Origin of the sequence: Flavobacterium celericrescens (assembly GCF_011392075.1) — a bacterium.
In the GTDB taxonomy this organism is placed as follows: domain Bacteria; phylum Bacteroidota; class Bacteroidia; order Flavobacteriales; family Flavobacteriaceae; genus Flavobacterium; species Flavobacterium celericrescens.
The window spans coordinates 156,340-168,474 of record NZ_JAAJBV010000005.1 but is presented as its reverse complement, the minus strand read 5'-3'; the positions used below and the strand labels follow the sequence as shown (position 1 = coordinate 168,474).

Here is a 12,135-nt window from a genome sequence, read left to right as displayed (position 1 = left end):
AATGAGAACAGCATATATAGTAAAAGGATATAGAACAGCAGTTGGAAAAGCTCCAAAAGGCTTATTCCGATTCAAAAGACCTGACGAATTAGCAGCAGAAACCATCGAACACATGATGAAAGAGTTGCCTGATTTCGACAAAACACGTATTGATGACGTGATGGTAGGAAACGCCATGCCAGAAGCAGAACAAGGTTTAAACGTTGGTCGTTTAATTTCGTTAATGGGATTAAAAATTACAGATGTTCCTGGAGTTACAGTAAACAGATATTGTGCTTCTGGAGTTGAAACTATCGCAATGGCAACGGCTAAAATTCAATCAGGAATGGCAGATTGTATTATTGCTGGTGGTGCCGAAAGTATGAGTTACATTCCTATGGGAGGTTACAAACCAACACCTGATTACAAAGTTGCCGCTGCAGGTCACGAAGATTATTATTGGGGAATGGGATTAACGGCTGAAGCTGTTGCAAAACAATTCAACGTTTCTCGTGCTGACCAAGATGAATTTGCTTATCAATCTCATTTAAAAGCTTTAAAAGCTCAGGCAGAAGGTAAATTCGATAAACAAATTGCTCCTATCACAGTAGAACAAACGTTTATCAACGAAAATGGTAAAAAAGAAACAAAGTCATACGTAGTAAATAAAGATGAAGGTCCAAGAGCTGGAACTTCAGTAGAAGCTTTAGCTGGATTACGTCCTGTATTCGCTGCTGATGGTTCGGTTACTGCTGGCAACTCTTCTCAAATGAGTGATGGTGCAGCTTTCGTTTTAATCATGAGCGAAGAAATGGTAAAAGAATTAAACTTAGAACCAATTGCAAGAATGGTAAGCTACGCTGCTTCAGGTGTAGAACCAAGAATCATGGGAATTGGTCCAGTTACAGCCATTCCAAAAGCATTGAAACAAGCAGGATTAAAACAAGACCAAATCGATTTAATTGAATTAAACGAAGCTTTTGCAGCACAATCTTTAGCAGTTGTGAGAGAATTAGGTTTAAATCCTGAAATCGTAAACGTTAATGGTGGCGCTATCGCTTTAGGTCACCCACTAGGTTGTACTGGTGCTAAACTATCGGTTCAATTGTTTGACGAAATGCGCCAGAGAAACAGCAAATACGGAATCGTTTCAATGTGTGTTGGAACAGGTCAAGGAGCCGCTGGAGTTTTTGAATTTTTGAAGTAAGAAAAAGGAACACAGATTAGAAAAATTAGAGAAATTTTTAAAATTTTATTTATTTCTTCAATCTGTGTTCCAAAAAAAATAATTAACCAATAATGAATAGAAATTAAGATTTTCTTTTCTCTAAAAAAATAAAAGTTATGTCAGATATCATCAGAGGAGGACAATTCCTTGTAAAAGAAACAAAATGCGAAGACATCTTCACACCAGAAGACTTCAATGAAGAACAAGTTATGATGCGTGATTCGGTAATCGAATTCGTAGACAAAGAAATTTGGCCAAACAAAGAACGTTTCGAAAAGAAAGATTACGCTTTAACCGAAGACATCATGCGTAAAGCTGGTGAATTAGGTTATTTAAGTGTTGCTGTTCCTGCGGCTTATGGCGGAATGGAAATGGGATTTGTAAACACCGTTTTAGTTTGTGATTATATTTCAGGAGCAACGGGTTCGTTTTCAACTGCTTTTGGAGCGCACACTGGAATTGGAACGATGCCAATTACGTTATACGGAACTGAAGAGCAAAAACAAAAATATGTACCAAAATTAGCTTCTGGCGAATGGTTTGGAGCATACTGTTTAACAGAACCAGGTGCAGGATCTGATGCAAATTCAGGAAAAACAAAAGCCGTTCTTTCTGAAGATGGAACGCATTATAAAATCACTGGTGGAAAAATGTGGATTTCTAACGCTGGTTTTTGTAATTTAATGATTGTTTTCGCTCGTATCGAAGACGATAAAAACATTACAGGTTTCATCGTTGAAAATGATCCTTCAAACGGAATTTCAATGGGTGACGAAGAGCATAAATTAGGAATTCGCTCCTCTTCTACTCGTCAGGTTTTCTTTAACGAAACTAAAGTACCTGTAGAAAATATGTTGGCAGGTCGTGGCGAAGGTTTTAAAATTGCAATGAATGCTTTGAATGTTGGACGTATTAAATTAGCTGCTGCTTGTTTAGAAGCACAACGTAGAACAGTTACTGGAGCGGTACATTATGCTAACGAAAGAGTTCAGTTTAAAACGCCTATTTCAAGTTTTGGAGCAATTCAAGCTAAAATTGCTGAAATGGCAACAAATGCTTATGCTGGTGAAAGTGCAACTTACAGAGCAGCTGCAGATATTGAGAACAGAATTAACATTAGAGTAAGTGAAGGAAATTCACACCAAGAAGCAGAATTAAAAGGTGTTGAAGAATTCGCAATCGAATGTTCCATCTTAAAAGTAGCCGTTTCTGAAGATGTTCAAGCTTGTACAGACGAAGGAATTCAAATTTTTGGTGGTATGGGATTCTCTGAAGATGCGCCAATGGAAAGTGCTTGGAGAGATGCTCGTATCGCTAGAATTTACGAAGGAACTAATGAAATCAACAGAATGTTATCAGTTGGTATGTTAGTGAAAAAAGCAATGAAAGGTCACGTTGATTTATTAGGACCAGCAATGGCTGTGGCTGAAGAATTAATGGGAATTCCATCATTCGATGTTCCTGATTATTCAGAATTATTTGCTGAAGAAAAGGAAATGATTGCCAAATTGAAAAAAGTATTCTTAATGGTTGCGGGTGCCGCGGTTCAAAAATACGGACCAGAGTTAGAATCACACCAACAATTATTAATGGCTGCTTCTGATATTTTAATCGAAATTTACATGGCTGAAAGTACAATTCTTAGAACGGAGAAATTAGCTAAAAAAGAAGGCGAAGACAAAGTTCAAGAGCAAATTGCTATGGCAAAATTATACTTATATCATGCAGTAGATATCGTGACTCAAAAAGGAAAAGAAGGAATCGTTTCTTTCTCTGAAGGTGATGAACAACGCATGATGTTAATGGGATTAAAACGTTTTACAAAATATACGAACATGCCAAATGTAATTGGTCTTCGTGAAAAAATTGCTGCAAAAATTATTAGCGAAAATAAATACGCTTTTTAATACAGTGATATAATTGGTTTAGTTTGTTAAAAAAAGCCACTACAATTTGTAGTGGCTTTTTTAATGAAATAAATATTTGTTTACTCTAATACAAAAGTAACTGAAACATTTGCTACAATTTCAATTTCACCAATTGCTAAAGTTTCTCTCTCTGGTATTTGCTCGTAAGCTGCGTCAGAAGATTTTGCCATTGCAAAAACAGGTTGTGGATAATGTGTATATGAATTATCCGAAATTAATAATGCTTTACCCACTTTTTGACCAGATAAAACCGAAACATAATCTTCAGCTTTTTGTTTTGCATCTAGCATGGCTTTTTTTCGTGCTTCTTTTTCAAATTCTTTAATTTTTGACGATTTGAATTCTACTCCTTGAATGTTATTAATGCCACTATCAACTAAATCCATCATTAATTTATCATATTTTGACAAATCTTTCAAATGAATCGTAATAGTTTGATTCGCTACATAATTGTATTTTTTTGTATTATAATCGTAGTTCTTATACAAATTCACACGTTGTGTTTGATAATCAGCAGTTGGAATTCCCTTTTGCTTGATTAATTTCAATACTTTATCAACAGTTTCATCATTTTTCTTTTTCACTTCTACAGCTTCTTTTCCTGTATTTTCAACAGAAACTGTAATTAAAGCTTCATCTGGAGTTACTTTTATTTTTCCTTCTCCAGAAATACTAATTTGAGGTATTTGTTTTACCTCTTGCGCGTGTACCATAGTTCCCAATAATGTTAGTACTAAAATTAATTTTTTCATAATCTATTCTTTTATGATTAGTCATTTTCAAGTTTTGTGCCAAAACTTATAATTTGTTAGTTTTTTCCATAAAAAATAAAACAACAATTGGAACTAACAACGCCAAAACCGTTACGGGTTCGTTAGTAATCAAATAAGGTTCACGTGCTAATGTAATTCCAAAACCACCAATTGCTCCACCAAAATGAGCTACATGTCCAATATTATCGCTTTTTGATTTCATACCATAAATTGATAATAACAGATAACCAAATCCAAAAATATAACCTGGTATAAATCCATACATATAAATATTTGGTTCTAATAATATCGCACTGTAAATAATTCCTGTAACGGCTCCAGAAGCTCCAACGGCTCTATAATAATAATCGTTTTTATGAAAATATAAGGTAAGTAAACTTCCAGCAATTAAACTACCAAAATAGATATACAGAAAATACAAATTACCAAGGTTCCCAAAGACATAAGGCGCAAACAAGTATAATGTAAACATATTAAAAAACAAATGTTGAAAATCAACATGCAAAAAACCTGAAGTAAATAATCTAAATTGCTCACCTGCTTTAATACTTCCAATGTGAAATTCGTGCTTTCTAAAAAAGGATGAGTCATTAAATCCTTTATAACTAATGAGTAGGTTTGCAACAATAAGTGCAATCAATATAAAATTCATTATCTTTTTTTTGTAAATTTAAGAATAGTTTGGCTAATTAACTTAGAACTAAAAAAGTATATTTGTAAAAAAATATACGAATGCAGTTACTTATCTATTTATTATTATATCCGATACTTTGGTTAATTTCTATACTACCATTTCCTATTTTCTATTTATTTTCTGATTTTGTTTATTTTTTGACCTACAATTTAATAGGATATAGAAAAAAAGTTGTTCGTGCAAATATTGCTTTAGCATTACCGCATTTATCAGAGAAAGAAAGACTTAGTATCGAAAAAAAGTTTTATAGTCACCTATGCGATATGTTTTTAGAAATGATCAAAACACTTACTATTTCTCAAAAAGAAGTTGAAAAGCGTTTTACTTTCACAAACTTGGAAGTATATCATGAATTAGAAAAACAGAATAAGAGTATTGCTTTACTTTGTGCGCACTATGCAAGCTATGAATGGGTAATTTCAATGAATTATCACATTACATACAAAGGATTTGGAATTTACAAAAAAATAGCAAACCCTTATTTTGATAAATTGGTTCGAAAAATTCGTTCAAAATTTAAAGCCGCATTAATTACTACAAAAGAGACTATTCCAACAATTGCTGAAAATCATAAACAAGGCCTTTTATGCTTATATGGATTTGCCAGCGACCAATCTCCTAAAAAGAACGCGGCCTATCATTGGGCACCATTTATGGGACACATTGTACCCGTTCATACTGGCGCAGAAATGCTGGCAAAACGTTTTGACATGAATGTTATCTTTTTAAGAACTAAAAAAATTAAAAGAGGATACTATGAAGCTAGTTTTGAATTGCTTTCCAATGATGCTAAATCAGTTCCAAATTATGATATTACGGATAGATTTTTACAACTTGTTGAAGAACAAATTCATGAAGCACCGGAATTTTATTTATGGACGCACAAGCGTTGGAAATACATGAAAAACTAAACTTTAAACCAATTTTCAACCATTTGCTTTTCAGAATTTAGCGCATTTTTATGTGTAAATTCATTTGTTTTAGCATTATAATTATAATCTAACTTCCATTCTTTATGATTAGAGGCTAAGGCTTTGATGCTTTCGCATACATATTGAATTTCTTCGGTTGTAGTTGTTGGATGAATAGACATTCTAATCCACCCTGGTTTTTGAATTAAATCTCCTGAACTAATTTGGCACACTAAATTATGTGAAGTTTCTTGATCAACATGCAATAAATAATGTCCATAAGTTCCTGCGCAACTGCATCCACCACGCGTTTGAATACCGAATTTATCATTCAATAATTTTACTCCTAAATTATAATGCAAATCATCAATGTAAAAAGAAATTACACCTAACCTATCTTGGTGTTGATTGGCTAAAATGTGTAAATTATCAATTGAATTTAATTCTGAAAAAATATAATCTACAAGTTCATGTTCTCTGTCTAGAATATTTTGAACGCCCATTTTTTCTTTCAACTGAATTGCTAAAGCTGTTTTAATCACTTGTAAAAAACCTGGAGTACCGCCATCTTCTCTATCTTCTATATTGTCAATATATTTATGCTCCCCCCATGGGTTTGTCCAACTTACTGTTCCACCACCTGGGCAATCGGGTACATTATTTTTGTATAAGTTTTTATTAAAAATCAACACTCCCGAAGTGCCAGGACCACCTAAAAATTTATGTGGCGAAAAGAAAATTGCGTCCAAATAGCTTTCAGCATCTTCAGGATGCATATCAATTGTTACATAAGGCCCTGAACATGCAAAATCAACAAAACAAACACCATTATTTTGGTGCATTATTTTAGCAATTTCATGATAAGGTGTTTTTATTCCGGTTACATTAGAACAAGAAGTAATGGATGCGATTTTAAAACTTCTGTGTTTATATTTTTCTAATAATTGTTTAAATTCATTTATGCAAAATAATCCTTCATCATTAGCAGGAATTACTTCTACATCAGCAATAGTTTCTAACCAAGACGTTTGATTAGAATGATGTTCCATGTGAGAAATGAAAACTATCGGTTTTAATGCTTCAGGAATTGAAGTAAATTCTTTTAAATTTTCAGCAATACGAAGTCCCAAAATGCGCTGAAATTTATTCACTACACCAGTCATTCCTGTGCCGTCTGTAATGAGAATATCATCTGTATTTGCATTGACATGGTGTTTAATGATATGACGAGCTTCATGATATGCCATTGTCATAGCAGTTCCAGATACTGTGGTTTCAGTATGAGTATTTGCAACAAAAGGTCCGAAATCATTCATTAATTTTTCCTCTATAGGACGATACAATCTACCGCTAGCGGTCCAATCTGTGTATATAATTTTTTGTTCCCCGAATGGAGAAATAAACGATTGATTGATACCAATAATATCTTTTCTAAAAGTACTAAAATAACGTTCTAATTCCGTTGTAGTTGCTGTAGTAATCATTGCATTCTAATTTGATTCCAAAGATACATTTTTTTATAAAAACGCATCATTACAATATCATTTGAATTTGTACATTTGTATAAATTTTAAAAATTCATGCAACATATAATCGATCGCTTTATAAGCTACGTAACTATTGATACAGAATCTGACCCAAATTCAGAAACTACACCAAGTACAAAAAAACAACTAGACCTTGCTAATCTTTTAGTTAAAGAGTTAAAAGCAATGGGAATGACCGAGGTAACCATAGATAAAAATGGATACGTAATGGCTACTCTTGAAAGTAATGTAAAACATAAAGTGCCTACAATTGGTTTTGTGGCCCATTATGACACAACACCTGATTTTACAGGCGCTAATGTAAAACCTCAAATTGTAAAAAATTATGATGGTGGTGATATTGTTTTAAATAAAAAACAAAATATTGTACTATCTCCAAGTTATTTCAAAGATTTATTACAATATAAAGGTCAAACTTTAATTACAACAGACGGAACAACGCTTTTAGGCGCTGATGATAAAGCTGGAATCACCGAAATTATGTCGGCAATGGAATATTTAATTCAGCATCCAGAAATTAAACACGGAAAAATTCGTGTAGGATTTACGCCAGATGAAGAAATTGGTCGTGGTGCACATAAATTTGATGTAGAACAATTTGGCTGCGAATGGGCGTACACGATGGACGGAAGTCAAATTGGTGAACTAGAATACGAAAATTTTAATGCGGCTGGTGCTAAAATCACATTCAAAGGAAAAAGTGTACATCCAGGCTATGCTAAAGGAAAAATGATTAACTCGATGCTATTAGCCAATCAGTATATTGCTAAGTTGCCAAAGAATGAAATTCCAGAAAAGACCAAAGGATATGAAGGATTTTATCATGTAGTAGGAATTACTGGAAGCATTGAAGAAACTGTTGTTGAGTTAATTATACGCGATCACAGTGCTAAAAAATTCAAAGACAGAAAAGAATTTGTTCAAGATTTAGCTGTGAAATTCAATAAAAAATGGAAAAAACAATTTGGTGATGAAATTGTAATTGCCGAAGTAAAAGACCAATATTATAATATGAAAGAAAAAGTAAAGCCTGTTTTTCATATTGTAGAAATTGCTGAAAAAGCAATGAAAGAACTAGGCATCAAACCATTAATTAAGCCTATTCGTGGTGGAACCGATGGTTGTCAATTATCTTACAAAGGCTTACCATGTCCAAATATTTTTGCAGGTGGACATAATTTTCATGGAAAATACGAATATGTACCTGTTGAAAGCATGGTAAAAGCAACTGAAGTAATTGTAAAAATTGCCGAAATTACTGCTAGTACAAAGAAATAATAAAACAACTCTTTTTGAGACAATTATTGCAAAAACAAGCATTTTGAATGCTTGTTTTTTTTGTATATTCGCACTCTATTTATATTAATTACAAATAAAATTATATGTTCCAATCAAATTTCAAACAAAATGGTTTATTGATTTTATTGATTTTTGCATCAATAACAAGTTTTGGACAAGAAAAACATTTAAAAAACATCAAACAATTAACTTTTGGCGGAGATAATGCGGAAGCTTATTTTAGTCCAAAAGGAGATAAATTAACACTTCAAGTAACTAACAAAGCATTTGGTGTTTCATGTGACCAAATTTTCATGTTGGATTTACAAGCACAAGAATTTAATGAAAAAAGTCTTCAATTAGTTTCGACAGGAAAAGGAAGAACTACTTGTTCATATTATATGCCAGACGGACAACATATTTTATATGCTTCCACTCACGCAGCAGACCATGCGTGTCCTGCTCCTCCAAAACCAATTGACGGAAAATATTTATGGGCAATTTATCCAGAATTTGATATTTATATTGCCGATTTAAAAGGGAATATTACTAAACAATTAACAAATACTCCAGGTTATGATGCAGAAGCTGTTGTTTCGCCTGATGGTAAAAAAATTGCTTTCACAAGTATTAGAAGTGGTGATTTAGAATTATACACCATGGATATCGATGGAAGTAATTTAAAACAAATTACTTTTGGATTGGGATATGATGGTGGTTGTTTCTTTTCACACGATAGTAAAAAATTAGTATTTCGTTCTTCACGACCAAAAACAGCCGAAGCAATCAAAGAATATAAAGATTTGTTAGCCCAAAACTTAGTTGCTCCATCTGAAATGGAAATTCACACCTGTAATATTGATGGTTCTGACTTGAAACAAATTACACATTTAGGTAAAGCCAACTGGGCTCCTTACTTTCATCCATCAGATAAGAAAATTATTTTTTCTTCAAACCATCACTCAACAAGAGGTTATGATTTTCAATTATTTATGATTGACATTGATGGAGAAAATTTACAACAAATTACTTGGAATAGTGAATTTAATGCTTTCCCAATGTTTTCACCTGATGGGAAAAAATTAGTTTTCTCTAGCAATAGAATGCAAAGTAAACCAAGAGAAACCAATGTGTTTATTGCTGATTGGGTCGAAGGTGATGCTGCTGAAATTGCGCAACCAAAATCATTAAAAAAGCATATTTCTTATTTATCTTCAGACGAATTACAAGGTCGTTTAACTGGTTCTGTAGGAGAGAAAAAAGCTGCAGAATACATTGTAAAAGAATTCAAAGCCTTGGGATTAAAACCCTATGCAAATAAATCCTATTTACAAACATTTAATTACAAAGTAAAAGTTAATCCGCACAGCACAAACGCTGCTGATGACAAATCTAATAGCGGAACAAATGTTATTGCATATCTTGATAATAAAGCATCTAAAACAATTGTAATTGGAGCGCATTATGACCATTTAGGATTAAACGAACACAATCATTCAACCAAACCAAATGCTACTGGAGAAATTCACAATGGCGCTGATGATAATGCTTCTGGTGTAGCAGGTGTATTAGAATTAGCACGTATGTTTTCTCAAAATAAAACCAAAGAAAATGTAAACTATATTTTTGCTTTATTTTCTGGCGAAGAAGATGGTTTAATTGGTTCAAAACACATGGCTGAAACATTAAAAACATTATATCCTAATGTAGTTACTATGATAAATATGGATATGATTGGTCGCTTAGATAAAGACAAAAGTCTAGTTGTTGGCGGCATTGGAACAGCACCTGATTTTTCAAATATTGTAACCAAAAACAAACCCGCAGGATTCAATGTTACTTTAGACAATACTGGTCAAGGGCCATCAGATCATACCTCTTTTTATCTAAAAGATATTCCGGTGTTGTATTTCTTTACAGGTACACATGATGATTATCACAAACCTAGCGATGATGAAGATAAAATCAATTATTATGGTGTGAGAAATATTGTTGATTATGTATTTAGAGTATCGAATGAAATTGCAACTTTAGACAAAATTGAATTCACAAAAACTGCAATGAATGCAGGAAAAACAGCTCCAAAATACAAAGTAACCTTAGGCATTATGCCAGATTATACTGATCATGGAGATGGATTGCATATTGATGGTGTAACTGAAAATCGTCCTGCTCATGCCGCGGGGATTTTAGAAGGTGATATTTTAATAAAAATTGGCGATTGCGAAATCAAAGAAGTATATGGTTATATGGATTGTTTAGCAAAATTAACTGCTGGTGATGAAAAAGATGTTACAATTTTAAGAAACGGAAAACCGATTACTGTCAAAGTAAAATTTTAAAATAAGAAAGAGGATTCAATTCCTCTTTTTTTATTTATTATTTTTGAATTACTTAAATTGAGTCTATGTTAGAAAAAGAAAACAAATGGAATAAAACCAATCAATGGGCTGAAGAAATTGAGCTTTTGCATAACATCATTAAAAAAACATCGCTAATAGAAACTACTAAATGGGGAGGTCCTGTTTATACTCACAAAAATAAAAATGTAGTTGGTGTTGGTGGATTTAAGTCATATTTTGGCATTTGGTTTTACAATGGTGTTTTTTTAACCGACGAAAAAAAGCTGCTGATTAATGCCAATGAAGAAAACACGAAATCATTACGTCAAATGCGATTCAAATCGATAAATGATATTGATGAAAAATTAATTTTATCCTATATCTATGAAGCAATTGAGATTGAAGAAAAAGGATTGATGATTCCAAAAGAAAAAAAAGAAACAATTATTCCTGAAATTCTTCAAAAAGAATTAGACAATAATTTAGAATTAAAAACAAAATTTAATGCCTTTTCTCCTTATAAGCAAAGAGAATTTATTGAGCACATTACATCTGCCAAGCAAGAAAAAACACAACTTGCGCGTCTAGAAAAAATTCTTCCTATGATTTTTGAAGGAAAAGGATTAAACGACAAATACAGATAAACAAAAAGCCGAACTTCTATCGAAATTCGGCTTTTTTATGATTTTATTTAGCTTATTTAGCAGCTAATTTTGCACTTAATTCAGATGAAATAGCTGATTTTTCCATTTTAATTTTTCCAGCCATTGTTTCAATTACTACTGTATCATCAGTCATTTCGGCAATTTTACCATGAATTCCTGATTTAGTGATAATTTTATCTCCTACTTTTAATCCGTTTTCAAAAGCTTTTTCTTTTTTTGCTCTTCTTTGAGCTGGCATAATCATAAAAAAATACATTACTGCAATCATTGCAAGTAACATCAAAGTATTCTGATTCATCATAATAATTACTATTTATTTGTTGCGGCAATTCCCGCTTTTGGTGTTACGTTTGCTTTAATTTGAAATGTTTCATGACCATTTTCAGTATTGGTCGTTAATGTAACCGTTTTTTCTTGTGCTCCAGGCTTACCTTGAGAGTTAAACGAAACTTTTATTGGCGCAGAATCTCCTGGTTTAATAGGATCTTTTGGTGGTTGTGGCACAGTACATCCGCAACTTCCTTTTGCTTCGGCAATAACTAAATCTGCTTCACCGTCATTTGTTACTATGAATTCTGTTTCTACTTTGTCCCCTTCATTAATAGTTCCAAAGTCATGAACCAGTTTATCTAGTTTTACTTTTGGTAATTTTCCACCTAATGCTTTTTCAGCTTCAAGTGCTTTCATATCAGCGTCAGTAATTTTATCAGCTGCACTCTCTTGTTTGCATGAAGTAGTCATTAAAACCACTGAAAGGGCTAAAAACCCAATTGATTTTTTCATCATAATT

The 12,135-nt window shown here is 32.7% G+C and carries 11 protein-coding genes; 6 read left to right on the top strand and 5 right to left on the bottom strand.

Annotated features, from left to right (window positions below; all coding sequences use genetic code 11):
* Position 1: 1 nt before the first annotated feature.
* Together G4L40_RS08575 and G4L40_RS08570 are read left to right on the top strand one after the other, a co-directional pair.
* Complete coding sequence (locus G4L40_RS08575) at positions 2–1,186, top strand: acetyl-CoA C-acyltransferase (protein ID WP_166236788.1); 1,185 nt, start codon at positions 2–4, stop codon at positions 1,184–1,186.
* 137 nt (positions 1,187–1,323) lie between these two features.
* Positions 1,324–3,114: an acyl-CoA dehydrogenase family protein gene (locus G4L40_RS08570; protein ID WP_166236787.1), complete on the top strand. Its 1,791-nt coding sequence runs from the start codon at positions 1,324–1,326 to the stop codon at positions 3,112–3,114.
* Between the two features lie 80 nt (positions 3,115–3,194).
* On the opposite strand, the gene G4L40_RS08565 is transcribed toward G4L40_RS08570, so the two are convergent.
* Both G4L40_RS08565 and G4L40_RS08560 read right to left on the bottom strand, forming a co-directional pair.
* Complete coding sequence (locus tag G4L40_RS08565) at positions 3,195–3,887, bottom strand: SIMPL domain-containing protein (RefSeq protein WP_166236786.1); 693 nt, start codon at positions 3,885–3,887, stop codon at positions 3,195–3,197.
* Between the two features lie 46 nt (positions 3,888–3,933).
* A complete protein-coding gene (locus tag G4L40_RS08560) occupies positions 3,934–4,560 on the bottom strand; it encodes a rhomboid family intramembrane serine protease (RefSeq protein ID WP_166236785.1) in 627 nt (208 codons plus the stop codon).
* Positions 4,561–4,640: 80 nt separating this feature from the next.
* On the opposite strand from G4L40_RS08560, the gene G4L40_RS08555 reads away from it, so the two are divergent.
* Positions 4,641–5,513: a lysophospholipid acyltransferase family protein gene (locus G4L40_RS08555; protein ID WP_166236784.1), complete on the top strand. Its 873-nt coding sequence runs from the start codon at positions 4,641–4,643 to the stop codon at positions 5,511–5,513.
* On the opposite strand, the gene G4L40_RS08550 is transcribed toward G4L40_RS08555, so the two are convergent.
* Positions 5,510–6,997, bottom strand: a complete 1,488-nt coding sequence (locus tag G4L40_RS08550) for an aminotransferase class V-fold PLP-dependent enzyme (RefSeq protein WP_166236783.1) — start codon at positions 6,995–6,997, stop codon at positions 5,510–5,512. The genes G4L40_RS08555 and G4L40_RS08550 overlap by 4 nt on opposite strands.
* A gap of 96 nt (positions 6,998–7,093) precedes the next feature.
* Between G4L40_RS08550 and pepT the strand changes: the two genes are divergently transcribed.
* From pepT to G4L40_RS08535, 3 genes are all read left to right on the top strand, one after another.
* On the top strand, positions 7,094–8,338 hold the full coding sequence (gene pepT, locus G4L40_RS08545; RefSeq protein ID WP_166236782.1) for a peptidase T: 1,245 nt from the start codon (positions 7,094–7,096) through the stop codon (positions 8,336–8,338).
* A gap of 104 nt (positions 8,339–8,442) precedes the next feature.
* Positions 8,443–10,680 carry a M20/M25/M40 family metallo-hydrolase gene (locus G4L40_RS08540; RefSeq protein WP_166236781.1) on the top strand — a complete coding sequence of 746 codons (2,238 nt, stop codon included), beginning with the start codon at positions 8,443–8,445 and terminating at the stop codon, positions 10,678–10,680.
* Positions 10,681–10,745: 65 nt separating this feature from the next.
* Entirely contained in the window at positions 10,746–11,324 is a 579-nt protein-coding gene (locus G4L40_RS08535; RefSeq protein WP_166236780.1) for a YdeI/OmpD-associated family protein, read from the top strand.
* A 52-nt stretch (positions 11,325–11,376) separates the two neighbouring features.
* Here G4L40_RS08535 and yajC read toward each other — a convergent pair whose 3' ends face one another.
* Positions 11,377–11,646 carry a preprotein translocase subunit YajC gene (yajC, locus tag G4L40_RS08530; RefSeq protein ID WP_166236779.1) on the bottom strand — a complete coding sequence of 90 codons (270 nt, stop codon included), beginning with the start codon at positions 11,644–11,646 and terminating at the stop codon, positions 11,377–11,379.
* Between the two features lie 8 nt (positions 11,647–11,654).
* Complete coding sequence (locus G4L40_RS08525) at positions 11,655–12,131, bottom strand: DUF1573 domain-containing protein (RefSeq protein WP_166236778.1); 477 nt, start codon at positions 12,129–12,131, stop codon at positions 11,655–11,657.
* Between the last annotated feature and the right edge of the window lie 4 nt (positions 12,132–12,135).

What these genes read in the sequence shown, in the direction of transcription:
- yajC (WP_166236779.1), bottom strand. Translation starts at nt 11,646, where the DNA reads ATGATGAATCAGAATACTTTGATGTTACTTGCAATGATTGCAGTAATG.
- G4L40_RS08565 (WP_166236786.1), bottom strand. Translation starts at nt 3,887, where the DNA reads ATGAAAAAATTAATTTTAGTACTAACATTATTGGGAACTATGGTACAC.
- G4L40_RS08540 (WP_166236781.1), top strand. Translation starts at nt 8,443, where the DNA reads ATGTTCCAATCAAATTTCAAACAAAATGGTTTATTGATTTTATTGATT.
- pepT (WP_166236782.1), top strand. Translation starts at nt 7,094, where the DNA reads ATGCAACATATAATCGATCGCTTTATAAGCTACGTAACTATTGATACA.
- G4L40_RS08555 (WP_166236784.1), top strand. Translation starts at nt 4,641, where the DNA reads ATGCAGTTACTTATCTATTTATTATTATATCCGATACTTTGGTTAATT.
- G4L40_RS08525 (WP_166236778.1), bottom strand. Translation starts at nt 12,131, where the DNA reads ATGATGAAAAAATCAATTGGGTTTTTAGCCCTTTCAGTGGTTTTAATG.
- G4L40_RS08550 (WP_166236783.1), bottom strand. Translation starts at nt 6,997, where the DNA reads ATGATTACTACAGCAACTACAACGGAATTAGAACGTTATTTTAGTACT.
- G4L40_RS08560 (WP_166236785.1), bottom strand. Translation starts at nt 4,560, where the DNA reads ATGAATTTTATATTGATTGCACTTATTGTTGCAAACCTACTCATTAGT.
- G4L40_RS08570 (WP_166236787.1), top strand. Translation starts at nt 1,324, where the DNA reads ATGTCAGATATCATCAGAGGAGGACAATTCCTTGTAAAAGAAACAAAA.
- G4L40_RS08575 (WP_166236788.1), top strand. Translation starts at nt 2, where the DNA reads ATGAGAACAGCATATATAGTAAAAGGATATAGAACAGCAGTTGGAAAA.
- G4L40_RS08535 (WP_166236780.1), top strand. Translation starts at nt 10,746, where the DNA reads ATGTTAGAAAAAGAAAACAAATGGAATAAAACCAATCAATGGGCTGAA.